The 24,059-nt window shown below is 67.7% G+C and carries 19 protein-coding genes, 1 tRNA gene and 1 pseudogene; 8 read left to right on the plus strand and 13 right to left on the minus strand.

What is annotated here, in order from left to right; translation table 11 throughout:
- Positions 1 to 84 precede the first annotated feature (84 nt).
- The 3 genes from IPK37_07515 to IPK37_07525 all read left to right on the plus strand — a co-directional run bounded on the left by IPK37_07515 (position 85) and on the right by IPK37_07525 (position 2,247).
- Positions 85 to 735, plus strand: coding sequence for a hypothetical protein (locus IPK37_07515; protein ID QQS03041.1), 651 nt, complete (start codon positions 85 to 87; stop codon positions 733 to 735).
- 270 nt (positions 736 to 1,005) lie between these two features.
- Complete coding sequence (locus IPK37_07520; GenBank protein ID QQS02179.1) at positions 1,006 to 1,578, plus strand: GNAT family N-acetyltransferase; 573 nt, start codon at positions 1,006 to 1,008, stop codon at positions 1,576 to 1,578.
- Positions 1,579 to 1,617: 39 nt separating this feature from the next.
- Complete coding sequence (locus tag IPK37_07525) at positions 1,618 to 2,247, plus strand: MOSC domain-containing protein (protein QQS02180.1); 630 nt, start codon at positions 1,618 to 1,620, stop codon at positions 2,245 to 2,247.
- Between the two features lie 19 nt (positions 2,248 to 2,266).
- Here the strand turns inward: IPK37_07525 and IPK37_07530 are convergent.
- From IPK37_07530 to IPK37_07575, 10 genes and pseudogenes are all read right to left on the minus strand, one after another.
- Positions 2,267 to 3,417 (minus strand): IS3 family transposase gene (locus tag IPK37_07530; GenBank protein ID QQS02735.1). Its coding sequence is split into 2 segments (ribosomal slippage): positions 2,267 to 3,147 and positions 3,147 to 3,417, totalling 1,152 coding nucleotides; the frame shifts between segments, so codons are not numbered across the junction.
- 683 nt (positions 3,418 to 4,100) lie between these two features.
- Positions 4,101 to 5,210 (minus strand): macro domain-containing protein, encoded by a 1,110-nt coding sequence (locus IPK37_07535; GenBank protein QQS02181.1) that lies wholly within the window; start codon positions 5,208 to 5,210, stop codon positions 4,101 to 4,103.
- The gene (locus IPK37_07540; protein ID QQS02182.1) at positions 5,194 to 5,778 is read right to left on the minus strand and encodes a DUF4433 domain-containing protein; all 585 of its coding nucleotides are present in this window, start codon (positions 5,776 to 5,778) and stop codon (positions 5,194 to 5,196) included. Before IPK37_07540 ends, IPK37_07535 begins: the two co-directional genes overlap by 17 nt.
- Before the next feature lie 245 nt (positions 5,779 to 6,023).
- Positions 6,024 to 6,806, minus strand: coding sequence for an ATP-binding protein (locus IPK37_07545; protein ID QQS02183.1), 783 nt, complete (start codon positions 6,804 to 6,806; stop codon positions 6,024 to 6,026).
- Positions 6,803 to 8,347 carry an IS21 family transposase gene (locus tag IPK37_07550; protein ID QQS02736.1) on the minus strand — a complete coding sequence of 515 codons (1,545 nt, stop codon included), beginning with the start codon at positions 8,345 to 8,347 and terminating at the stop codon, positions 6,803 to 6,805. The genes IPK37_07545 and IPK37_07550 overlap by 4 nt, the downstream gene beginning before the upstream one ends.
- A gap of 120 nt (positions 8,348 to 8,467) precedes the next feature.
- A pseudogene (locus IPK37_07555) lies at positions 8,468 to 11,898 on the minus strand (DEAD/DEAH box helicase family protein).
- The gene (locus tag IPK37_07560) at positions 11,898 to 12,299 is read right to left on the minus strand and encodes a hypothetical protein (GenBank protein ID QQS02184.1); all 402 of its coding nucleotides are present in this window, start codon (positions 12,297 to 12,299) and stop codon (positions 11,898 to 11,900) included. Before IPK37_07560 ends, IPK37_07555 begins: the two are co-directional and overlap by 1 nt.
- Before the next feature lie 578 nt (positions 12,300 to 12,877).
- Positions 12,878 to 13,984, minus strand: a complete 1,107-nt coding sequence (locus IPK37_07565; GenBank protein QQS02185.1) for a DUF91 domain-containing protein — start codon at positions 13,982 to 13,984, stop codon at positions 12,878 to 12,880.
- Between the two features lie 3 nt (positions 13,985 to 13,987).
- Positions 13,988 to 15,091: a restriction endonuclease subunit S gene (locus IPK37_07570; GenBank protein ID QQS02186.1), complete on the minus strand. Its 1,104-nt coding sequence runs from the start codon at positions 15,089 to 15,091 to the stop codon at positions 13,988 to 13,990.
- Positions 15,088 to 16,608, minus strand: a complete 1,521-nt coding sequence (locus IPK37_07575; protein QQS02737.1) for an SAM-dependent DNA methyltransferase — start codon at positions 16,606 to 16,608, stop codon at positions 15,088 to 15,090. Before IPK37_07575 ends, IPK37_07570 begins: the two co-directional genes overlap by 4 nt.
- 654 nt (positions 16,609 to 17,262) lie before the next feature.
- On the opposite strand from IPK37_07575, the gene IPK37_07580 reads away from it, so the two are divergent.
- From IPK37_07580 to IPK37_07590, 3 genes are all read left to right on the plus strand, one after another.
- Entirely contained in the window at positions 17,263 to 17,892 is a 630-nt protein-coding gene (locus IPK37_07580; GenBank protein QQS02187.1) for a hypothetical protein, read from the plus strand.
- A 3-nt stretch (positions 17,893 to 17,895) separates the two neighbouring features.
- Complete coding sequence (locus tag IPK37_07585; GenBank protein ID QQS02188.1) at positions 17,896 to 18,222, plus strand: hypothetical protein; 327 nt, start codon at positions 17,896 to 17,898, stop codon at positions 18,220 to 18,222.
- Positions 18,223 to 18,283: 61 nt separating this feature from the next.
- Positions 18,284 to 19,849 carry a hypothetical protein gene (locus IPK37_07590; protein ID QQS02189.1) on the plus strand — a complete coding sequence of 522 codons (1,566 nt, stop codon included), beginning with the start codon at positions 18,284 to 18,286 and terminating at the stop codon, positions 19,847 to 19,849.
- Between the two features lie 275 nt (positions 19,850 to 20,124).
- Here the strand turns inward: IPK37_07590 and IPK37_07595 are convergent.
- Positions 20,125 to 20,211: transfer RNA gene (locus tag IPK37_07595), tRNA-Leu, on the minus strand.
- A 226-nt stretch (positions 20,212 to 20,437) separates the two neighbouring features.
- Between IPK37_07595 and IPK37_07600 the strand changes: the two genes are divergently transcribed.
- Entirely contained in the window at positions 20,438 to 21,142 is a 705-nt protein-coding gene (locus tag IPK37_07600) for a hypothetical protein (GenBank protein ID QQS02190.1), read from the plus strand.
- Between the two features lie 19 nt (positions 21,143 to 21,161).
- Here the strand turns inward: IPK37_07600 and IPK37_07605 are convergent, their stop codons facing one another.
- Positions 21,162 to 21,917, minus strand: a complete 756-nt coding sequence (locus tag IPK37_07605) for a TetR/AcrR family transcriptional regulator (GenBank protein ID QQS02191.1) — start codon at positions 21,915 to 21,917, stop codon at positions 21,162 to 21,164.
- Between the two features lie 124 nt (positions 21,918 to 22,041).
- Here IPK37_07605 and IPK37_07610 point away from each other — a divergent pair, with 124 nt between their 5' ends.
- Positions 22,042 to 22,605, plus strand: coding sequence for a DUF1992 domain-containing protein (locus tag IPK37_07610; GenBank protein QQS02192.1), 564 nt, complete (start codon positions 22,042 to 22,044; stop codon positions 22,603 to 22,605).
- Between the two features lie 110 nt (positions 22,606 to 22,715).
- Here IPK37_07610 and IPK37_07615 read toward each other — a convergent pair whose 3' ends face one another.
- Positions 22,716 to 24,011, minus strand: a complete 1,296-nt coding sequence (locus IPK37_07615) for an acetyl-CoA hydrolase/transferase family protein (GenBank protein QQS02193.1) — start codon at positions 24,009 to 24,011, stop codon at positions 22,716 to 22,718.
- Positions 24,012 to 24,059 lie beyond the last annotated feature (48 nt).

Raw genomic sequence — 24,059 nt, forward strand, 5'->3', positions numbered from 1 at the left:
AGCCGTGATCAGTCCCCAGATCACCACGGGCTCCGGGGCGGACGGGACGGTCGTGCCGTGCTGAGCCGGTACGGCGGATGGGGCGTGCCACGACGCGAACAGGCCGAGGCCGCCTGGGCCGAAGCCGAGCATCGGGTCGTCCCGCAGCAGGCTCTGTGCGGCCGCGGACAGCGCGGCGGTGGGGGTGCGCCCGGCGAGTCCCACCAGTCCCGTCGGCCGGCCGGTGGGACCGCCCGCGAGCTGCTCCGCCAGGCCGGATCCGGCGCCCTCGGCGATCACCAGCAGGTCACCGTCGACGGTCTCGCCGGACCGGAGCCGCACCTGTACCCCGGCGTCGGACTCGGCGTAGCTCGCACACACCGCGCCCATCCGCAGGCGCTCGCCCAGGCCCGCGGCCAGCAGCCGCCGCAGCGTGATCCGATCGACGTCCAGGGACTCTCCCTCGCCCTCGTCCCTGGCGCGCAGCAGCAGCCGGCCCCGGTGGTCGCGGACCGCCAGCGTGACCCCCGTGGTGGCGACCGAGCAGCGGGTCAGCTCCCGCATGAGGGCCGGCGGCAGGAGCTCCGCCAGCGCGGTGAGAGCGGTCGGTCCGAGGTGCAGCTTGTAGCCGCCCGTCGAGGACACGTCCGCGTCGCGCTCCAGGACGGTGACCGCTACGCCGTACCGCAGCAGGCCCTGGGCCAGCGCGAGCCCGCCGATGCCGCCGCCGGCGATGAGCACCATCATGCGTCGTGAAGGTATCAGCGGACTGATACGTGCGCATCGGTCGGTCCCGCTCGCTCCGATCGGGGACTTCGGGGCGCTCTGGGACGTCAACACACCGATCGGAGCGGGCGAATCCACCCCAGCCAACCCGATCCCTCGGCCGCGCCGCCCGCTCGACGTACCGCCGTTGCCGTTTCCCTGCGGAGCAGCACCGCGGGCGTCGGTCAGGCCGCCATTGGGCGTGAGGGTCGCCGGGTGGCGTGCCAGGCTGGGCGGTGACCGACGCGCAGGAGGCCCGGGATGACGACGTACACGACCGCCCCGTTGACCCGCGCGACCTGGGACGATTTCGCGGCCCTGGTCGAGGCGCACAGCGGCGTGTGGGGCGGGGGTTGGTGCATGGGGTTCCACCCCGAGGGCTTCGCGGCGGGCAGCGCGTCCGGGAACCGGGCGGCCAAGCGGCGGCTCGTCGAGTCCGGGGAGGTCCGTCAGGTGCTCGTGTACGCGGACGGGGCGTGCGTCGGCTGGTGTCAGTACGGGACGCCGGCCGAGCTGCCGAACATCAAGAACCTCAAGACGTACGCCGTGGCCGGCGCAGCGCTGCCCACGTGGCGCATCGGCTGCATCTTCACGGCGAGCCGGCAGCGCGGTCGCGGCGTGGCGCACGCGGCCGTGGCCGAGGCCTTGGCGCAGATCCGGGCGGCCGGTGGCGGGGTGGTCGAGGCCTATCCGGAGCAGACGGTGGAGCGGAAGCCGCAGCGCGGGGCCTACCTGCACACCGGGCCGGAGGAGCTGTACGCCGCGTTCGGGTTCGAGCGAGACCGCCGGATCGCGAAGTGGCGCTGGGTGATGCGCCTAACCGTGGAGCCGTGACCGGCCGGACCGGCGGCAGCGGCAGAGAGGCCGGGCACAATGGGCGCCGTGGGGAAGCCGACGGTGGTGGCCGTGAGCCGGGACGAGATGCATCACTTCAGCAAGGCGCCGGTGACGGCGATCACGCTGGTCGCCGGACTGGGCGTGCTCGGCGACGCGCACGCGGGAACGCTGGTGCAGCACCGGTCCCGGGTGCGTCTAGACCCCAACCAACCCAACCTGCGGCAGGTGCACCTGATTCAGCAGGAGCTGTTCGAGGACGCGCGGGCCGCTGGCTACGAGCTGGCGCCGGGCGATCTCGGCGAGAACATCCTGACGTCGGGTGTGGACCTGCTGTCCCTGCCCGTGGGCACCCGGCTGACGATGGGCGAGGCGGTGGTGCGGCTGACCGGGCTGCGCAATCCGTGCGCGCAGATCAATACGTTCCGGCCGGGGTTGCTCACAGTGGTGCTGGCCCGCGGGGACGGAACCCCCAGCGAGGAGCCCGCGCGGCCGACCGGGTCTGCCGAGGCCGCCGGGGCGAGCGTGGCTGGTGACTGCGGCGTTACGGCGTACATCCGCAAGGCCGGGGTGATGGCGGTGGTCGAAACCGGCGGCGAGGTACGTCCCGGGCAGCCGATCCTGCTCACCCTGCCGGAGGGCCCGCACCAGCCGCTGGCCCCGGTCTAGTCCCACTGAGCCGCCCCCTTCATTCGGTCCGGACGTTCTGTGAGTCGTCGGTTTCCATTTGATGGGTGCACTGCCGAGCGTACTCGGCTGGGGTTAGGTAGCCGAGCGAGGAGTGCCGGCGGTGGTGGTTGTACTCGTCCTTCCAGTCGCCGATGATGACCTGTGCGTGCAGCAGCGAGTAGAAGCTGTTGATGTTGAGGCACTCGTCGCGGATCCGGCTGTTGAACGACTCGACGTACCCGTTGCGCCACGGCGAGCCCGGAGGGATGTAGGACAGGCCGGTGCGGGTGCCGGCCCAGTCGACCATCGCCTCGCTGATGAACTCCGGCCCGTTGTCCGACCTGAGCACCGCCGGGGCGCCCCGGGCGGCGACGAGGTCCTCGAGGTGGGCGGTGAGTCGGTCGGCGGTAATCGAGCGCTCCACGAGGCCGCCGATGCACTCCCGGGTGTGTTCGTCGACGATCGAGCAGATCTTGATCAATCGTCCGTGCTCGTCGGCGTCGAACTGGAAGTCCACCGCCCACACCACGTTCGGCGCGTCCGCCGTCGGCGCGTCGACGGTCGAGGACCCGACGCGCTTGCGTCGACGCCGCTGCGGGACCCGGAGCCCTTCGTCACGCCACAGGCGTTGGATCTTCTTGTGGTTCACCACCCACCCCTCGGCGCGGGCGTCGTGATACGCCCGCCGATACCCGTAGCGGGGATGGTCCTTCGCCCAGGCGCGCAGCCACTCCCTGAGCGCCCGATCCGGGTCCGTGACCGTGTCGCCCTTGAGCGGTCGCCGGTACGCGGAGCGGCTCAGCCCGACCAGACGGCACGCCATCCGTTCGCTCACCCGCAACTTGCGCTTGAGGTGATCGACGGCGGCGCGGCGCCTGTCCGGGCTTAGAAGTTTCCCTCAGCCAGCTCCTTGAGCGCGGCCTTCTCCAGCTCCGCTTCCGCGAGCAGACGCTTCAGGGTCGCGTTCTGCTTCTCCAGCTCCTTCAGGCGCTTTGCGTCGTCGGCCTTGAGGCCGCCGTACTGGTTCCGCCACCGGTAGTACGTCTGCTCGGACACCCCCAGCTCCCGGCACACCGCCGCGACGTCCTGACCATCGGTGAGCATCCTGTCGGCCTGCCCGAGCTTACGGACGACCTGCTCCGGGGTGTGACGCTTCCTGCTGTTCGTCATGATCTGACCAGTCTCCCTGCCCGCGACCGCGGGCAACAGGACGACTCTCATAACGACTGGACCTACGAAACGGGGTCAGCCCACCACCACTCGACGGGCCTCCGGTTGGGCGGAACCCGCACGTCCGGGGCGCGCGGCGCGCTGCCGGAGTCGGTCAGGTCGCCACGGGCACCCTCGTCACGACTCGATGCACGAGCCGCGCCGACCTCGTGCCGACACCTACGAACGGCGACTCGCCCGCTGACGTTGGCGTCGACCCACACCAGTCCGCGTGGCGCTCGGACACATAGCGCCGCGACGCTCACCGATCAGCCGCACCTCGTGGAGCTCAACCTTGTTGGCTAAGTTCGTGAGCTCAAGGTCTGCGGGGTGAGGCACGTGTCGTGGACTCGACCGCCCCCGCTCCGATCGGTGACTTCGGGGCGCTCGGGGGCGTCAACTCACCGATCGGAGCGGGCGGGGATGGCCATCAAGACCAAATGACGAATGGCCCGTGTCCTGGGGTTTTCCCAAGTCACGAGCCATGCCGTTTGGTGGCTGGTCAACGAAAGTCGCTGGCCTGCGACCCTTGGGCTACACCTGCTCGCTTGGCACGCCGCCTCCGCAGCGGTTGGCACACGTCCTGGCTCGACGGTGGACCGGCCAAGGAAGACCAACCGTCGCGGCAGGCCGAAGTTCCGTGGTCAGACCGCCAGACGGGTCTCTACGAGGCGCGCGGCTTCTTCGTCAATGGACACGTCGGACCAGCCTCGCATGCAAAGCAGGGCGACTGCATCGACGAGATCCGGCAGCTGGATTCGGCCAGGCTTCCAGGAGTTGACGATGTCAACGACCAGTCGCATCGACGGAGATCCACCTGTTTGCATGGTTGCGTCAGCTGCGGCGAAGTGCACCGTAGCGGCCACTTCGGCGGACGCCGTATTCATGCGCGCCATCAGATCGACTGTCCGCTCGACCGCCGCCCGGTAGGGCTCCATGCGATCCCTCACTTGGTTAACCGCGTCCGCGTATGTGGGACCGACTCGTACTTCGATCATTTGCCCGCGTTTGACTTCCTGAACCAAGCCGTTGTTTTGGAGTTGGGCAACCTTGCGCTTCAGATCGGCGCTGAATGGGCCGTACGAACCTCGCTCGAACTTGAGACCGGTCTCGATACCTGCCACGCCGGCAAAATACGCGATCTTCTGAAACAGAACGCGTCCAACCGGCCAATGGTGTGGGAGACGCTGAAGTCGATCAAGAACCGCGACGACGGCCACCCATTCTGCGGGAATCTTGGATTCCTGCGGATCCTCGGCGAGAAGGAGCAGCTGTGACTGATCCGTCAAAGCGCCGGCAGGGGCGAAGAGTTCAACCGGAATCTCCAGCCGAGAGAGGTGTCTAATCAAGGTTGGGGCGACCACTTCCCACTCCAGTTGACCGTTCCCGCAACCCAGTGGCGGGACAGCTATCGACGTAACGCCCCATTCCAAGTAGTGCTTCTCGAGGTACTCCAAGCCAGCGACGATGTCGGCGAGCCGACTCACGGCACGCCAGTGCCCTTTGGTGGGGAAGTTGACGATTAGGTGGTCGTCTGCCTTCACTGGATACGGCTCTCCCAACCGCACCTCCCCTCGCGAGCATCTCGCCGCGTAGTCAGCGAACATCTCGGGATAGCGCTTCTTGAAGGCGAGGGCGATGCCCTTCCCCATGACACCAACGGTGTTAACGGTGTTGACCAAGGTCTGCTGCCGGGACTTGAGCAGGTCGCCGGACGTGACAACTACGTTGCTGGCTTCATCCGAAGTAGACATGTGCGTTCACCTCCACCGTAAAGTGTCCAACCAGGTACCGACACTCCCGTGCCGCTGACTCACGCCACGTGTAGCAGCCCAGGAGCAGATCCGGCGGTACGACATCGGGGATAAGCACCTCAGCCTGACGCTGGCGCTTCCTCTCCTGCTGCTCCCAGTAGTCCCCGAGCGTCCACCACTCAGCGTAGACACGCTCCTCCTCCAGGTTGGCTAGGCCCGCCGGCGACGCGAAGAAGCGCGTGGGGGCGTTTGCGGCGTTGCCGTCCGTGACAACAGCCCCGTCGATGTCAAGCGCCAGCGGCGATACGCGAAGGACCACCAGCGACTCCTCGCGACGGAGTCGCATCATGGCGTTGCGGGCGTCGAAGTAGAGGTTGACGTACTCATGCAACATCCGGCCCCCGGGCACTCGTCGACCGGCCCTCAGGTCCTGGACCTCCGCCATTGCCACTGAAGCGTGCTCAACAGCTTCCGCACGTCTGTGGCTGAGCAGCCCGTGCTCCACTATCGACGCGAGGTTCCCGATCGGCGTCATGTAATGGAGTTCCGTAACTACTGAGCGTTCCAACGGCCCTCCTTCGGGGTCGTGCCTTCACCGGAGGATCGGCCGCGTCCACGATTCACCCTATCCTCGCGTGGCGGGTGTCAGGCGACGCCAGCGTCAGCCAGCGCACGGGCGCGAACCTGTGTCAAGGGACAGTCGGAACTGCCCAGTGGCGGACATGAAAGCTGCCCGCTGACGGTCACGAGATCTGCCCGGTGGTGGCCACGGGATCTACCCAAGGGGGTTGTGGCCACCACCGACCAGGGTGGTCAGTTCAACGGGCTCACCCCTTGACCGGCGAGTGCTTGGGTGAGCCGGACGCTGTCGCCGCTGGTCTGGCAGACGTGGGCGTGGTGGAGCAGTCGGTCCACCGTGGCGGTGGCCAGCGTCTTGGGCATCAGCTCGTCGAACCCAGAGGGGTGGAGGTTCGAGCTGATCGCGACTGACCGCTTCTCATAGGCGGCGTCGACGAGTCTGTAGAGCCCCTCGGCGGCGTCCGCGGCGACCGGCAGCAGGCCGATGTCATCGACGATGACCAGGTCGGCGCGCAGGACCCGGGCGATGGCCTTGGTGACAGTGTCGTCCGCACGGTGCCTTCGGAGTAGGACGCCGAGGTCTTCCAGGGTGAACCAGGCGACCTTCAACCCGGCCTCGACGGCTTGCTGGCCAAGGGCCTCCAGCAGGAACGTCTTCCCGGTGCCCGACGGGCCGCAGACCACGAGGTTCTCGCGGCGGTGGACCCATTCCAGGGTGCGGAGCGCCTGCTGGGTCGGGACTGGGATCGAGGATGCCTCGGGCTGCCACGCGTCGAAGGTCTTCCCGGTGGGGAAGCCCGCCGACGCTCGCCGGGTGACAAGTGCGGAACGCTCCCGGCCGGCGACCTCCTCGGCGAACAGCGCCTTCAACACCTCGGCGGGCTCCCAGCGTTGGGCTTTCGCGGTTGCGACGACCTCGGGTGCGTGACGACGGATGTGCGGCAGCCGCAACCGGCGCAACAGCTCCTCCAGTTCGGCTGGCAGCGGCGGTGCTGACGCCGTGCTTCTCGTCGTCATCGGGCCACCTCGTTCCCGTCGCGGCCGTCGTGCTGGCCGACCTGTTCACCGAGCCGTGCCCATGCGCTGGTGCCCTGGGTCAGCGAGGAGTCCTCGCTGGCCCGGTGCTCACCGGCTTTCGGTGCTCGGGCGTGGTGGTCCAGGATCGAGGACAGGTCTGCTTCGGCGAACCGGCCGTGCACGGCGGCGTGGCCCAGTGCCCAGTCGACCTCGACGGGGTCGAACAGCTTGGCCAAGCTGAGGGCTTCGGCCATCTTGACGCGCATCCGTGGTGTGCCTGCGGCGGCGGCCTCGATCAGCCACAACCTCGCGCCCTCGCCCAGGTCGAGGAAGTCGGACTCGGCCGGGTTCTTCGCACGGGGCTGGCGGTCCAGTGGCCCGGACGGCTGGGCTGGGAAGTGCTCGTCATCGATCTTCGGGGTGCCGGGTGTGGCCCGGCGGTGGCGGGCGACTTCGAGGGGACCGTCCTGGCCGACGTGGACGATGACGACCCACTCGTCCTCGCCGACACCATGGGCACGGACCCACACCGTCGCACCCAGCAGGGCATGCGGGACCGAGTACTGGCCGGACTCGAACATCACCATCGGTGTGTTGCCCGGCACCACCCGCGTGGTGCCGAACGCGACCGTGTGCGGGGTCATCGGGACCGGGTGCAGCCGGACCCGTTCCTCGGCGAGCATCTCGATCGGTGGCCGACGAGTGACCCGGTGCGCTCGGGTGTTGACCTTCTCGCAGAACTCCACGCACGCCGCCTCGAGCTCGGCGAACGAGGCGTACCCCTCGCGCAGGTTGGTGTCCTTGGGGACCAGGTCGGCCTTGCTGATCTTCACCGACGACTCGGTGCCGCCCTTGGACGCCGGATCGGCCGGGACGCAGGTGTGCACGACCATCGAGTAGTGCTCGGCGAACGCCACCAGCTGCGGATTCCGCACCGGAATTCCGGCGATGTGCTCGACCGTGACGGTCTTCTCGTTGTCGGTCAACACATAGGTCGGCACCCCACCCAGCCGCCGGAACGTCACGTCCAGGGCAGCGAACACCGAGGGCATCGTCTTGTCGCGGATCGGCAACACGACCCGGAACCGCGACCAAGCCAGCCAGGCGACGAACAGCACGGTCTTGACGCCGTCGACGACGGGGCCATCGCCGTAGTCGTACTGCAACCACATCCCCGGCTCAGTCACCCAGGGACGGTGCACCCGCACGTGTCCGGCCCGGTAGGACTTCTTGACCTTCGCGACCGCACGGCGGGTGGTGCGCTCCGACCCTCCGTAGCCCAGGGCGAGCAGCTTCTCGTGCGCCACATCGGCACGGACCTTCCCGACCGACCGCTCGACCCACTCCTCGACCTTGGGCAGATACTCATCGATCAACATCGGCCGCACCGCCGCCGCCGGCAACTCCCCGCCGCCAGCACGGCGATCCACGTACCGCTTCACCGTGTGGTGGGAGCAGCCAGCCAGCTCGCCGGCATCGCGCAACGAACCTGTTAGGTCGTAGGCATCCAACATTTCCATGATCTCCTCGGCAGACTTCAACTCATCCCTTCCTCGGGAGCGATAGGGCGCATCAGCACCGCTCATCGCACCCGAGGAAGGGGCCTCAACCGCGCAGGTCGGCGAGGCAGACGACGTCGTGTCGGGCAGATCCCATGACCGTCAGTGGGCAGTTCTCACGTCCGCCAGCGGGCAGCTTCGTGGCCGTCTCCGGGCAGTTTCTCGTGGCCGCCGACAAACCTGGTCGAGCACGACGACCAGCCGGTCAACGTCGCTGTCGCTGAACAAGAAGTCGGGGCCCGTCGGTGCGTAGTCAGTGAAGGGCGCCTCGTAGAGGCGCCGGGCCTCCATCACGCCGTTAGCTGTCAGGTGTTCAACGATGAGTTGGATGAAACGGATCTCGGCGGCGCTGAAGCGCGAGTCCGTAAGGAACTCCGAGAAGGCTACGGTCGCGGCCTCGCGATCCAGGCCGACGAGCGAGCGGATGAACAGGCCAAGTCCATGCGACTCCTCGTTCGCTCGCGCGATGTCCTCGGGGCCGCCGGCTCCCGACGCCACGAGCATGGCCTCGAGTGCAGACAGGTCTGTCGAGGTCAGCTGCTTGTTCCGTCGGAGCTTTTCAAGAGCGATGTTGTCCTCGTGGTCCTTGAGGTAGGCACGCGCCTTGGCCTTGAACCGCTCCCAGTTCGTGCCAACGGCGACCCCGGGCAGGACGACGATGGATCCGTCGCCGATCTCGTCCTCGAAGTTCGTGTAGACGATGGCCCGCTTGGCCTTCTCGATGAACCTGACCAGTCCGCGGATCCGCCGGCGCGCAAGCTCGAGCATGGGGAGGGTGACATCGACCCACCACTCGTCCTCGCTGACTTCGGCCAGGAGTCCTTGCTGCTCGGCGATGGCCGGGATGGCGGTCTGGTCCAACAACGAGGAGGTGACCTGCTGGACCTGCCGCCGCAGGCGATCCGCCGTCAGCTCGTCACTGTCGAGCTTGGCGAGCTGGATCTTGAGGATGAGCAGGTCGAAGCGTTTGGCGTCTTCGTCGTCATCCCGGATGGCCGAGGGGAGTCCGGCAGGTGGACCGCGATGTCACCCGCCTCCTGCACTGACAGTGCAGTCCACGGTGACCAGTCGGTGTAGCGCTGCACCCACTCGCGCTCGGGACGGACGATGAAGTTGTCGAGGTTCATGCCTGCAACGATCTTGTGCAGAGACTCGGCCGTGTCCTTCCGCAGAGCGTCAATATCCCCACCTAGATCCGAACCGTCGAGTGCGGCGACCAGCCCCAGGCGCGCCTCGAACAGTCGCTGTGCAAGGGACTTCTGGAGCGACCCCTCAGCGCCGGCGCCGGGCTGGTTGAAGTACTCGAGGTTCATGCAGAAGTCGAAGACGTAGAAGTCCTTCTTGTCCGCGCCCGGACCGTAAAGATCGGCACGGAGCCGGGTGCCGCGGCCGATCATCTGCCAGAACTTCGACACCGACCGCACGAGCTTGAAGAACACGAGGTTGACGACCTCGGGCACGTCGATGCCGGTGTCGAGCATGTCGACGCTGATCGCGATGTGCGGCGTCTTCTCCTTCACGGAGAAGTCATCGATGAGGCTCTGGGCGTACTCGGTCTTGTATGTCACGACCCGCGCGAAATGACCCGCGTACTCGGGGTATGCCGCGTCGAAGCGTTCGCGGATGAACTCGGCGTGGGCGTTGTTCTTGGCAAAGATGATCGTCTTGCCCAGTCGGTCACCGCTAACGACCTTGTGCCCGGACTCCATGAGGTGCTTGAGCGCCTTGTCGACCGTGTCGGCGTTGAAGAGCCATTTGTTCAACTCTTCGGGGTTGACGTCGGTCGGTACCTGGTCGTCCTCGCCCCAGTCGAGGGAGTCCCACTCGTCCTTCTCGCTGTCGGAGAGCTGGTCGTAATGGATCCCGGCCCGCATGAACTTCAGCGGGACCGACACCGACACCGGTGGGACCAGGTATCCCTCGGCCACCGCCTCGTCGAGGCTGTAGGCATCGGTCGGCACCCCCGCTTCCAGACCGAAGAGGGAGTAGGTGTTGCGGTCGATCTCGTCTTTCGGCGTCGCTGTCAAACCGACAAGCATCGCGTCGAACCAGTCGAAGATCGCCTTGTACTTGGCGTACACCGACCGGTGGGCCTCGTCGATCACGATCAGGTCGAAGTAGCCCGGCCCGAACCGGCGGCCACCGACACCATCGGTTGAGTTGATGAGCCCCATCATCGTCGGGTAGGTCGAGACGAACACGCGCCCATCGGGGACCTTCTCGTCCACCAAGTTGATCGTCGCCACGGACGGCAGGTGCGTCTTGAACGCCCCCACCGCCTGGTTGACCAGCGCGACACGGTCGGCGAGGAAGAGCACTCGTTTTGCCCAACCGCGTTTCATCAGTTGGTCGACCAGTGCGATGACCGTTCTGGTCTTGCCGGACCCGGTCGCCATGACGAGCAGCGCCTCGCGTCGATGGGCTTCGAACGACTCACCAACCGCCCGGATGGCCCGGGTCTGGTAGTGCCGCTCGACGATCGCCTTGTCGATCACAGCATCCTTGAGTGGCAGCCGCGTGTGGCGCCGCTGGACCATGAGCTCGAGCTCGTCCTTAGTCAGAAATCCGGCGACCCGCCGGGGTGGGTAGCCGGACGCATCGTCCCAGATCCAGTGCTGGTAACCGTTGGACCAGAAGATGACCGGGCGCCGACCCGTCATCGACTCGAGGCAGTCGGCATACAGCTTGGCCTGCTGCTGCCCGACCGCCGGGTCGCTGCGTGAACGCTTCGCCTCAATGATGGCCAAGGGAAGGCCGTCGTCACCCCACAGCATGTAGTCAACGAACCCACCGCCGCTCTGGTTCGGCATGCCGGTCACGGGGTACTCGCGGTCCCGAGTCTCCGTCAGCGCCCAGCCCGCCTCCAACAGGTCAGCGTCGATGAACAACTGCCGCGTGGAGGCCTCGTCCCAGTCGAACTGTGTCGCCTGATGAGCCTTCGCAGCCTGAGCCGCTGCAACCTCGGCCCGTGCCTTGTCCAGTTCCGCCTGAAGCGCCTCGCTGTCCGCCTTCGCTGAGGCCAACGCGGCGTCCTTCTCCTCGAAAGTCGCCAACAGCTGGTTCAACTCGCCCGTCGATAGCGGCGGCTGGCCTCCGCTGTCATGCGGAGCAGGGATCAGGGACGGGTCGTATGCCGCTCCGGTCGGAACGTCGTCGGGTGTCGTTGAGTAGGTGTATGCCGCCCACTTGACGACATCGTGCAGTTGCCGCAGGACGTTCAGAGCGGTCTGCGGTGTGACGGTCCGGCTCTCGTGGACGGCGGCGTTGCCGACCTTGCGAATCGCGTCAGCCTTCGCGGCAATTTCGGGTCCGACGGCCGCTCGGAACCCGCTGTCCCCTAGCCGCGCGGCCAAGTCCGACTTGTAGGGGACGGCAAGCCTCTCGAGGTCGAAGATCCTGACCACGAGCTGCTCGACTACGCGGCGCGCGTAGAAGACGCAGGATCTGGGGTCGGTGCGCCCATAAGCTTCCGCCCGGACCGCGTCAGCGCGCGTCTCACCCCACCCCACGGGTACGAAGTCAAAGTTCGACATCACTCCTCCGCCTGAAGGTTGCCCTGTAACCGCAGGGTGGCAGCCGTCTCATCGATGCTCGTGAGGCAATGGTCGATGATGCGATCAGACGCGCTCACCACCCGCCCCCAGCCCGCATCCGGAACCGGTGCACCGGGTGCGAAGTACTGCTCAAGATGATCGGGCAACTCCGCACCCGGAGCGATGCGACGGAAGACCAGCCGCGCAACGGACTCGGCCTCGTACTCCCGGGTCGGCTCGTCCAGTTCCGTTCGATCCGGCCACCAGTCGGACTTGGCCGCACCGAGATGACCGCAGTACAGGTGTCCAATCTCGTGAGCCAGCGTCGCCAGCATCTCGGTGACGGAGTAGTTCCTGTTCAGCGTGACCTCGAACCGCACTGGCCGCTTCTCGATCACCATCTGGCGACCTACTCGGACGGGCACCTCTTGCATGCCACCGCGGGCTCGTCGAATGTGACCCGCAAATCGGTTCCCTAACGGGCCCTCGCTGACGCGCACTCCATCCAGGAGGATGCGCCCTCGTAGGGCCGCAAGGGCGCTACCCGCATCCTGCACGTAATCCATCTTGTAGGGGTTCTGGAATCGCGCCGGCAAGGTCCGTGAACGGTGGGTCTCCTCGGTCTGGGAGACGTCGAAGTAGAACCCCACGGGCGCGAAGGGGACCAGCAACACAATGGGGTGCTCATTGGGTAGGACACGTCGATGCCATCGCTCCTCCCACTCATGGGCCGGGAGCAGGTAGTCAGCATGGGGCCGTTGGAGAGCCGTCAGCAGAGCGTTGAATAGCTTGTGCTGCCGTAGGTTCGCCGCTTGGTCAATGAGGTCCGCGACGCTGTTGGCATACCCGCGCTCCAAGGCCAAGTCCACCATCCTGGACATCGAACTGCGAGCATCGATCTGTCGCCGACTCGCCCGCTGGACCTCGTCACGTAGGTCGATATCCAAGGCGTCCTGGAGGAAGTCCCAGCCACCAGAAGTCACGACGCTTCCCCGTCGCCGAGCCGAAAGTGCTGAGCGAGGCGGTCGAGGGTGAACTCCTGACGGAGCTTGCAAGCGCTGTTCTGGTTGGCGAACATCCCCTTCTCCCAGTATGCCTGCTCGGCCGGGACGGACGTGAGCCAGCGGACCGGCACGACCCACTCCCCGATCTCATCGGTCTCTGGCCCTCCTTCCTTGCTGCGGAGATAGGTGCCGCGCAGGGGCAGACTCGTCAGCGCGGTAGGCATCCCGTCGACCGTCACCTCAGCGTGATCGAAGCGCTGCGGCGTCCCGGCGACCTCACCAATCGCCACATAGCCGCGACCGGGGATATGCACGTTGACCCGTCCTCCGATAGGCAGATTGCGCAGGCTTCGTGAGTACCATGGGTCGCCACCGGCGCTGACGAAGCCATACTTCTGTCCGTCCGCCCACGAGCGGCCCGCGGGATCGTCGCCGAAGGAGACGAACCAGTCGGTCCCGTTCCACTCGGCACGCTTGCCCTTCTTGCTCTTAACGGAGAAGGCGCCACTGCCATCGCTCTCGTCATCTCGCGCGAGCCAGGATCGGGTGAGGTAGCGACGGCCGTCGTCCTCGAGGTAGGAAAAGAAGACCGCGTTGACCGGCACGCCAAACGTCCGGAGGTAGGTAACGATCCGCTCGGACCCCGGGTCGAGGTCGGTCGCGACGATCGTCAGCTGCAGGGTGGCGTTGAGCTCGTCGGGAGCCGAGGTGCCGAAGACGTCCTCAAAGGCTGACTCGAACGGGACGTCAAGATGGTTGTTGGCGAGTTCGAGGATCGAGTCCCGATCGAGGGTGCTCACCCACGAGCCGTAGTCGAGGACCTGCGCGACGACGTCGCGAGGGGTCTTGTCGCGCTTGAGCTCGAGGACGTGGAGGTTACCCTCGCCGTCCATGGCCAGCAGATCGATGAACTTGCCATGCGGAGTCTTCACCTGCCGTCCGATGACGAGGAGGCGGTCACTGAGCAACGAGGGGTCCTTCTCTAGGTACTGCTCCAACGTCGCCTCCGACGGCAAGGTGGCCGAACTCAGCCGCCTCGGGGTGTCCCCGTCAATCCGCCACATCCCCATGTGCACCGGCATGACCTACAGCCTCCCCGAAAACGCCCGCGCTTGCAGGGACAGGAGCAGTTGGTCCATCGCGCGTCGGGACTCCTTCATCCCGGCGCTCAGCCGATCCAGCACCTCCAGCTGACGAACGAAGTCAGCCTGTTGGGCGGGCGACGGCCACAGCACCTCAACGGAAGCCAGAGCCGACTTGCTCACGAGTCCCTTCATTCCGCCCGTGGACTTGGCGCGGACGATCTCCGGCTCCAGTCGGAGCTGCTCCAACAAGAACCGGGGGCTTCCGTCGCTCAACGTGACGGCGTTGATCTGCTGGTTGAAGGCGGCGTGACGGTCAAGCAGGGCACTTCTGCCAATGCTGTTGCGGCTGCCCGCAATACAGACCACCAGAACAGAGCCTGTGGGTGCAATGCGACCTATGGTGGCGCCGGAATCAGAGAGTCGCTCCGCGGCAGTCACGGGGTGAAGTTGGGAGTCCAGGATGTCGCCGGACTTGATCCACTCGACCTGACCGCCGTAGTTCGAAGCATCGGCGCGCGGGGGCGTATTGCCAGTCGTCAAAGTGCCAATCGACCCTAGCCTGCGCAAAGGCAGACTCTTCGCATTCGTTAGAGGGTGTCCGAACTCAGCGACGAATGCCTGGGAGACAGCCTCCCCGAGGCGGGAGATGGCACGGCCCCTTGCGTCGAGCGCCTTTGTGGCATGGTCGAGGATGGCGGCGATGCGGCGCTGCTCCTCGATCGGCGGCAGTTGAAGCTCCCGTCGATAGGCGTCTTCGCGATTGAGTCCTGGCACTGCCGCAGCGCGGTTTAGCTCGGTCAACCGCAGGTTCGGGAGGATGTGGCGGAGCCATCCCAGGTCCTGCTCGGTGGCGCTCTGATCCACGTAGTAGGTGGTGTCAATGGGCCAACAGGGGACCGCAGAGAAGTTGACCTCGCCGAACGACCCCTTCCTGCCAATGATGATGGCCTGGCCGTCCGTGGCGGCCTTGTCGTGAAGGCCCACCTGTCCGTTTGAGCCGTATACCGGCACGTCACCTGGGACACGCACCGATGCAGCGAGCGCCTTGCCATACTTGAACTCGCAGATGTCACCGAGAGTGACCGTGGTCCAGCCGGGTCTCACTTGAGCATCGCTTTGAGGTCGGCGAAGCCTTGCTGGATCTCGAGCTCCAGGGCGTCGAGGTCGGCGATAATCTCCAAGGGGTCGCGGTGCTCGACCTCCTCGTGGACGACCTCCTTGTACCGGTTGAGCGACAGGTCATAGCTCTGGGCGACGATGTCGGCCTTCGGGACGAGGAAGCTCTGCTCGGTCCGCGTCCGCGATCGCTCCGATTCCGTTGCCCGTGAACCCCATCGGGACAGTGCGTCGGGCAGGTTGTTGCGCAGGTGCTCGTCCGGCGACAGCGACGCTGACGGCATACACCCCACCTTGTGCTCCGACAGCAGAGGTGAGCGCTTGTCGTCGAGGGACCAGCCGTCAGCTTGGATGTCGTAGAACCACACGTCATCGGTGCCGCCGGAGTCGGTGCGGGTGAAGAAGAGGATGGCGGTCGACACCCCGGCATACGGACGGAAAGCACCGGAGGGGAGCTTGACGACGGCGTCGAGCTTCTGCTCCTCGACGAGCCGCTTGCGCAGCGTCTTGTGCGCCGTGCTCGAGCCGAAGAGCACGCCGTCGGGGACGATGACCGCGGCCCGGCCGCCGGGCTTGAGAAGGCGGAGGAAGAGGGCGAGGAAGAGAAGCTCGGTCTTCTTCGTCTTCACGTCCTTGAGGAGTGCCTTGCTCGTCGACTCGTAGTCGAGGCTGCCGGCGAAGGGCGGGTTCGCGAGGACGAGCGAGTAACGGCCCTCGTCGGACGCGGCGCCCTCGGAGAGGCTGTCGCGGTAGCGGATGTCGGGGGCCTCAATGCCGTGGAGCAGCATGTTCATGCTCCCGATCCGGAGCATGGTGTTGTCGAAGTCGTACCCGTGGAACATCGAGTGGTTGAAGTGTCGACGCTGCGCCGCGTCCGTCATCACCGAGGGGTGGGTGGCCCGCAGGTGCTCGGAGGCGGCGACGAGGAATCCGGCGGTGCCGCAGGCGGGGTCGACGATCTCGTCGGTCGGCGTCGGCGCGGTCATCGCGACCATGAGCTGGATGATGTGACGCGGGGTGCGGAACTGGCCGTTCTGGCCGGCGGAGGCGATCTTGCCGAGCATGTACTCGTAGAGGTCGCCGTTGGTGTCGCGGTCGGTCATCGGGACGTCGTCGAGCATGTCGACGACCTTGGAGAGCAGCGCCGGGGTGGGGATGGTGAAGCGGGCATCCCGCATGTGGTCGGAGTAGGTCGAGTCCTCACCGGCGAGCTGGCGGAGGAAGGGGAAGACCTGCTCGCCGACGACCTTGAACATGACGGCGGGGTCGTCGTTCTTGAAGCGGGACCAGCGGAGGTGGTCCTGGCCGGGGAGGAAGGTCGGGTCCTCGACCGGCCCCTTCAGACGGCGAGCGCGGTTCTCCTTGAGGGTCTGGAGCTCGTCGAGGCGCCGGACGAAGAGGAGGAAGGTGATCTGCTCGATGACCTCGATCGGGTTGCTGATGCCGCCGGACCAGAAGGCGTCCCAGATGCGGTCGATCTTGCTCTTGAGGTCTCCGGTGATCACATGGGTCAGGGTATCCATGGGTCAGCTGCTCTCGTCGCCGGAGGAGCCCGGCTGGCTGCCGACCGCGGTGGCCAGCCGAGAAGGATGACAGAAGCCACTGACGACCACGCACCGTCGCGACGCACCGTGCGGCGCCGGGTTCTGGAACGTGGCGAGTCGCGTCGCTACCGTAGAGGTCACCAACACCCCGCAGGCCGACCACCTGCCGAGTGCGTCGGGAGACGCGCAGGAGAAGGGCCGCCGGAGGCGGCAGGCAGCTTCAGAAGGTCGGCAGGAGAAGGGTGATGGGAGACGAGGAGAGATCGCAGGTGCGGCTGCGCCGTGCCGCTACGGGACGTCGTCGGGATGACCGCGATCTCGGCGTCGATGACGTGGTGCGCCTCGAGATCCGCCTCCCAGCTGCGGTCGCGGCTGCCCTGTTCGACCAGGCCCATTCGACCCACGAGCCGGTCAGCCGCGTAGCGGCCCGGCTCCTGCGCAGTTCTCTCGATGTCCCCCGGGGCCGCCGATGACGTAGGCGATCCAGGTCGGCGCCCGACGACGCGCCCAGATACGGCAAAGGCCGGGATTCGCACTCCCGGCCAGCCGCTCGGACATCGAGTTCGCACCTCGTGGTCCGCTTCGAAACTACCCGTCTCACTGAGGAGCTTCTGCATGCCATCGTCTCGCCCTGCCCACCGCCGTGTCAACGAGCAACGCCGTCAGCCGGCGCTCACGGCCGCCCAGGCCATAGAGCAGTACCGCCCCCACCTGGCCACCCGCGAGGAGTGGGCGGTCGTCGCCGACTTCGTCCGCGCCGCTGTCCGTGACCTCGACCCGGATGGGCCACACCGAGCTCGCGAGTGGCTTCGGACCGTCACCGCTCTTGCCGCGTGGTCACAGCGGGAAGGGATTCCGTTGGACCGAGAAGAGGTGTTCGCGCCGGACAACATCCGCCGCTACGCCGAGATCGGTTGCCCGGAGCTGTCCACCCCGTCGACAGCGACCAGGCGGGCAGTCCTTCGGACCATGGGTCGCGCCCTCACCGAGGAGGCGCCATGGCCCGCGCCCGAACCGATGCTGCCGCAACGCCTGCGCCATCCGCCCTACAGCGCCAGGGACGAGCAACGACTGCGATCTCTTCGGCTGCCCACTCGACATCAGCAGCGTCGGCTCGACGCCGTTCTCGCACTCGGCCTCGGCGTCGGCCTGTGGGCACGCGAGTGCCTGACGGCCACTCCATCGGATCTGCGCATCGTCGACGGTCTGACTCAGCTGCAGGTCCACGGGACCCGGGCGCGGTAGGTCGTGGTGCGCGACCACGACGCCCAGACCCTGCATCGCTTGGCTGCCGAGCACCCACTGGAGAACTTCGCCGGGTTCCGCGCCAGCGAATGGGACCGCTCCAGGACATGGAACGCCATCCGCGCCATCGACACACCGACCGACCTGCGGCTCGAGACCGAGCGCCTACGCAGCACCTGGCTCGTGCACCACCTCGACCGCGGCGTGCATCTGACCGTCCTCGCCCGGCACGCCGGCCTGAAGACCACACGCGCGTTCACGCTGCTGATGCCCTTCCTCACCGAACCGCCCCAAGCCATGACCAACCGGCAATTGGCGGACCTGGACTGACGCGACGATCGTGACGGCACAGACGACACTCGAGCCGCGGTGGCGGCCACGCAAACGGACCGTGGCCGACCAGCTGCGCTACGCCACGGCTGCCGTCGACAACTCGCCCGAGCTGCTCTCCATCGCCGACGCCCTCACTGCCCGGACCGGGCGTCCCAGGAACATCCCCTTCCGCGCCCTGCTCATCGCGTGCTGCCTCCATGCCCGCGTGGACCCGACCAACATGTACCGAACCCGGATCGCGGACCTTCTTGTCAGTCTCAACGCCGCCCAGCGCCGCGACCTCGGCATCCCCGGTCCCGTGTCCTACTCCCAGGTCGAGCGCGCCGCTCTCAAGCTCGACCGCGCCGCGCGCGACGGCATCACACTCCCAGCGAACGACCACCAAGACGCCCAGACTCTCGACCTCGACGCCGTCATGTCCCTCATCTGCTCGGCCGCCCTGCCGCCGGGCTTCATCACCACCGCGACGGTCGCTGCCGACGGCATGGACTTCGAATCCCCCGCACGGCCCCAAGGATTCGTCGACAAGCGCACCGGCGAGATCCTGCAATGCGCCGACCCCGACGCCGGCATCGGACACCGGACGGCCACACCGAGTCACCCGAGCTCGTGGTTCACCGGTCAGGAGCTCACAGTCGTCACCAACGCGCCCGACCGGCCCACCTCCCGGACACCCCCACCACCCGCGCCAACCGTCGTCCTCGCCGCAGGAATCCGCGCGGCGGCCTCAGACCGGGCAGGAGTCACCGCCGGGCTCGTCCTGTGGTGGCACCAGCGCGTTCCCGTCCGAGAGTGCGCCGTCGACCGCGGCATCAGCCAAGGCAGCGACGACGACTTCGCTGCACCACTGCGGCGAGCAGGGATCGAGCAGATCATCGACCTGAAGACCCAGGACCGGAAGATCCACACCGCGTGGACCAACGACCAGGTCCTCATGATCAACGGCGGTGTCTTCACCAAGGGCACCCCCGAGGCGCTCTACACGGACCTGCCCACGCCGAAGCTCTCGGACACCACCGAGGAGAAGGTCCGCAAGCACGAGATCTACGACCGGCTCCAACCCTTCGCCTGTCAGCCACTGACCGCGATCGACGAGGCCGGTCGGCAACGCTTCCGCGGACCCGCTCACAAACACGTCCGCCGGGTCCGCTGCCCCAACTCGCCGCGCTCGATGCGCTGGTCCCTGCTGCCGAAGACCCGGTGCGTCAAGGGCGAGCCGTGCATCTGCTCCACCACGTTCACCCTCGGCCCCGAGGACGACATCAAGCTCCGCCAGCGCGACCTGTGGATGACGACCAAGTGGAAGGCCAGCTACGGCCGGCGCAACATGGCCGAGCAGGGCATCTCCCAAGCCCGCGTCCACGCCGGCAAGCTGGTCCGCCTCTACACCCAGGTCCGCAACCGCGCCGGCCAAGGCATCGCCGCCGCCTTCTCCCTCTTCGGCACCAACCTCACCGTCATCCAAGACTGGTACGACGCCCGCGGCATCGACGACCCCTGGGTCGCCTTCCTCGGCGAGCAGCCACTCGACCAGAGTGACCACCCCCGCATCCCACGGGCCAACCGCAAGAAGCCCAAAGCCAGCCTGCTGAGACGACTCGCCTCGGGCACCGACCCACCCTGACGACCGAGCATCCAACGCCACGCGGCGCGAGAGCACTCGCCGCCGAACCGAAAGCAGAAAGTGCAGCAACCTGCTGCACAACTGCGCCTCACCGCGCCCGACTGGCGCCTGATCAGCGCCCTTGAAGGCCCGACGAGGGGGCCCTTCGACTGCCGACGGCGTCCTGACCGAGTGCCGGAGCGACATCGGCGCGACACCAGACGCGAAAACTCCCGGCCGGATGACCCGACCGGGAGTTTCGTCCATCTTTTCCGGCTGATTCGTTGACCAGCCTTTGGTGCGCGAGGGGGGAGTTGAACCCCCACGCCCTTTCGGGCACACGGACCTGAACCGTGCGCGTCTGCCTATTCCGCCACTCGCGCGCGCCGTCCCATCATGCCAACACTGCCGCCGAAGGACAAACCCGATCCGACCGCCCAGGCGAATGGCGGTAGCGGCTGCGCCGGCTAACCCCGTGAGGTCGCCGAATTCCGTTGGGATGGGCACTAATTGACCACGCGCCAGGCAAGGCACCGGGTAGCGGGGCGCAGATAATGGCCCTGGGCCTGGATGGCTCGAGCGGGTACGCGACGCGGTGGGGGTGACCGCATGGGGAGGCTGTCGGGGCCGGAGGAGCAGGCCCAGCGCCAGCAGGACGCGGCGATCTGGAGGACGCTCCTGGTCAACGAGCTGCTCGACGTGGGCCGATTCGACCAGGTCGAAACCGTCCCCGTGGTGTTCGCGCCGCAGCTGGCCCCCGATGAGCGGTTCGTCGGCTCCGGCGCCTACCAGCTCTACGACTTCGGCGCCGTGGGCGACGGCACCTACGAGCGCAGCACCGGCTTCTTCTTCGCCGGCGGACCGGCCGGCATCGCCCTGACCGGCACGGTGGCGGCTGCCCGGGCCATCGGCAACGCCTCGCGCCGGTCCCGCGCCGCGGCGGACGCCATGCCCCGCTGGAAGGTGATCGACGCAGGGCAACTGTGGGTGTCCCAGCACGGGTTCACCCTGCGCGGGCGCGGCGGGCTGCAGGCATGGAGCTGGCACGCGATCCTCGCCGCCGAACTCGTCGGCCCCGGTCGCGTCTGCTTCGACGCCGACGCGCACCCGCAGTCGGTCCAGTGGATCCTACAGTCCGACTGGGCCGAGCTGGTGTTCACGTTCTGGGCGCGCGACCGGCACCCGCAGCATCCGCAGTTCCTCGGCCGCACCTGGATCCCACCCGGCTGGGCCGAGCGAACGGTGGCCCGCGGACATGCCCTGCCGCCCGCGCTCTCGGGGCGGTGGCAACACCGCGACGTCCAGGACCGCTAGGGAAAGTGTCACAGCGTCGCTAGACCGGCAGCCCCAGATCGGCCGCCAGCAGGTCGACGGCCTGACCGAACCAGGCTCCCGGGTCGTCGATGCTCCCGGCGTACCGCCCGAACAGCTCGAACGAGACCGCCCCCAGCACCGACCCCCACGCGAGCACCCCGCGGGCGAGCACGGCCTCCCGCGGCGGACGGCCGGACACCGCGACGGCCGCGGCCTTCGTCCGCACGGCGGCGAGCGCGTCTCCCTCGCGTACCCCGGGGACCGGCCGCGGGAACAGGCCGAGCTCATCCACGGCGACGAGGCAGCGCAGGAAGGCGTCCGTCACCCGCGACGCCGCCTCGGTCGCCTCGGTCGGTGGCGCATAGCCGGGCACCGGCGGCCCGTAGACCAGCGCGTAGTCGTGCGGGTGCGCGAGAGCCCAGTCCCGGACGGCGCCGCAGATGGCCCGCCACCGGGCCAGTACGGCGTCCGGGCGCACCCGCCCCGCCGACTTGGCCGCCCACACCTGGGCGACGGCGGCCTCCCGCTCCTCGACGTGCTGCGCCAGCTCGGCGTACATCGCCACCTGCAGCCGGCCCAGCACCTCGTCGCGGCTGGCGACGTACCGGTAGATGCTCGCCGAGCCCATCCCCAGCTCGCGCGCCACGGCCCGCACCGACAGCTCGCTTGGGCCGACCTGCGCCAATTGGGCCCGGGCCACCCGCACGATGTCCGCTTCGACCCGCGCTCGAGCGGCGGCGCGGGCGGCCTGCGGCGGCGCTGGGTCGACGGCCATGCCCCCCACTGTCGCACGCCATCGGGGACAACCGTGCAGGTCAGGCGTCCGACTGGCAGGGTCCGAGCGCCCTGCTCACCAGGCCCGCGCGAGCAGCGCCACCCGGCCGCGCCATCATGGGGGGATGTCGCAGTGGGAGTCGTGGGTCGAGCGGCAGATCCGCGAGGCCACGGAGCGGGGTGAGTTCGCCGACCTGCCAGGCATCGGCAAGCCCCTCGACCTCGGTAATCCCGACGATCCGGACTGGTGGATCAAGCGCCTCGTACGCCGGGAGGGGATCGACACCTCCCAGGCCCTGCACCCGACCCTGGCGCTGCGGCGCGAGGCCAAAACCTACCCGGCCGCGCTCGCCGACATCCGGACCGAGGATCAGGTCCGCGAGCTGGTCCGCGACTTCAACCAGCGGGTGGTGCAGGACCGGCTCCGCCCCGTGCGCGGCGCGGCCATGCCCCCCGTCGCGCCACGCCTCGACGTGGAGGAGATGGTGACGGCCTGGCGCGCGATGCGCGCCGCGGACGAGACCGCGAACGACGCCGAAAAGCTCAGTGACACCGCGGAACTCGCTCGTCCGCGGGAGAAAGCGTCACGCCGACCGACGCGGTTCGCTCGCTGGTGGCGCGCGTTGTTCGCGGCCCCTCAACCCACCGACGCTATGGGTGCCGACGACCAGTCCGCGCGGCAACGGTAGCCGGGCGTCACTGCCGACCCGGCGTCGCGGCCGGCCCGGCGTCATGGAGTCGCGGCCGGGACGGCGTCACGGTGTCACGGCCGCCCCGATGCGCGGCCGCGCGGCAAGCGTCAGAGCAGCCGCAGTCGCTGAGCCGTCTCGGTCAGCTCGTCGCGGAACTTGGGATGCGCGATGTCGATCAGCGCCCGGGCCCGTTGCTTGTTGGTGCGGCCGCGCAGCTGGGCCACGCCGTACTCGGTGACCACGTAGTTCACGTCGTTCTTGCCGGTGGAGACGTGCGCGCCCGTCGTGAGCGTCGGGACGATGCGGCTGATCGTGTCGTCCTTCGCGGTCGAGGGCAGCACGATGAACGCCTTCCCGCCGGCCGACCGGTTCGCGCCGCGGGCGAAGTCGCACTGCCCGCCGGTGCCGGAGTACGGCGTCGGGCCCATCGTCTCCGAGCAGCACTGCCCGATGAGGTCGACCTGCATGGTCGCGTTGACGGTGTGCATGAGGTCGTGCTGGCCGATGCGGAAGGGGTCGTTGACCACGTCGACCGGGTGCATCTGCACGGCCGGGTTGTGATCCATGAAGTCGTAGAGGCGCTGGCTGCCGAGGGCGAACGTGGCGCGCATGTGGCCGCGGTCCACGTTCTTCCGGGCGTTGGTGACGACGCCGGCCTCGACCAGCGTGAGGATGCCGTCGCCCATCATCTCGGTGTGGACGCCGAGGTCGCGCCGGTCGGTGAGCTGCATGACCACGGCGTCGGGGATGGCGCCGTACCCGATCTGCAGCGTTGCCCCGTCCGGGATCATGTCCGCGACGTACCCGCCGATCGCCTTCTGTACCGGGCCGATCTGCGGCAGCCCCACCGCGGTCACCGGGCGGTCGTCCTCGACGATGGCGGTGACGTCGTCGATGTGCAGGTGACAGTCGCCGTACGCGTACGGAACCCCCGGGTTGACCTCCAGGATGACCGTGCGCGCCTTCTTCAGCGCCGCCATCGTATAGTCGGTCGCCAGGCTGATCGAGAAGTAGCCGTGCTTGTCCATCGGCGACGCCATCGTCACCGCGACGTCGCAGGGGAAGTAGCCCTCCCGGATGAACGAGGCGGACTCGAAGAAGAAATGCGGGTAGTACTCGATCCAGCCCTCCTGGGCGCCCGCGCGGGTGGGGGCGTTCAGGAAGTACGCCGTGTGCCGCACGTTCTCGACCGTCTCGGGGTCGATGTATCCGAACTTGCGCAGCGGCAGGATCTGGGCCACGGTCACGCCGCGCTTCTCGCGGCGCCGGTCCGAGAGCGCCTCCAGGATGGTCGGGGGCTCGCCGGCGCCGGTCGGGACCACCACCGTGTCGCCGTCGCGGATCAGGTCGACGACGTCGTGGGCGGGGCGCCGTTTCGCGGCGTAGTCGTCCTGGGCGGTCATGGGCATCTCCTCTGGTCTGAGCGGACGCGGCTCAGGCCAAGCTAGCGG

Origin of the sequence: Austwickia sp., from assembly GCA_016699675.1 — a bacterium.
In the GTDB taxonomy this organism is placed as follows: domain Bacteria; phylum Actinomycetota; class Actinomycetes; order Actinomycetales; family Dermatophilaceae; genus Austwickia.

Bases quoted from the DNA above. Each gene is read 5' to 3' on its own strand.
- IPK37_07520 (QQS02179.1), top strand. From the start codon at position 1,006: ATGACGACGTACACGACCGCCCCGTTGACCCGCGCGACCTGGGACGAT.
- IPK37_07525 (QQS02180.1), top strand. From the start codon at position 1,618: ATGGGCGCCGTGGGGAAGCCGACGGTGGTGGCCGTGAGCCGGGACGAG.
- IPK37_07535 (QQS02181.1), bottom strand. From the start codon at position 5,210: ATGTCTACTTCGGATGAAGCCAGCAACGTAGTTGTCACGTCCGGCGAC.
- IPK37_07545 (QQS02183.1), bottom strand. From the start codon at position 6,806: ATGACGACGAGAAGCACGGCGTCAGCACCGCCGCTGCCAGCCGAACTG.
- IPK37_07560 (QQS02184.1), bottom strand. From the start codon at position 12,299: ATGGTGATCGAGAAGCGGCCAGTGCGGTTCGAGGTCACGCTGAACAGG.
- IPK37_07565 (QQS02185.1), bottom strand. From the start codon at position 13,984: ATGCCGGTGCACATGGGGATGTGGCGGATTGACGGGGACACCCCGAGG.
- IPK37_07580 (QQS02187.1), top strand. From the start codon at position 17,263: ATGCCATCGTCTCGCCCTGCCCACCGCCGTGTCAACGAGCAACGCCGT.
- IPK37_07600 (QQS02190.1), top strand. From the start codon at position 20,438: ATGGGGAGGCTGTCGGGGCCGGAGGAGCAGGCCCAGCGCCAGCAGGAC.
- IPK37_07605 (QQS02191.1), bottom strand. From the start codon at position 21,917: ATGGCCGTCGACCCAGCGCCGCCGCAGGCCGCCCGCGCCGCCGCTCGA.
- IPK37_07610 (QQS02192.1), top strand. From the start codon at position 22,042: ATGTCGCAGTGGGAGTCGTGGGTCGAGCGGCAGATCCGCGAGGCCACG.
- IPK37_07615 (QQS02193.1), bottom strand. From the start codon at position 24,011: ATGACCGCCCAGGACGACTACGCCGCGAAACGGCGCCCCGCCCACGAC.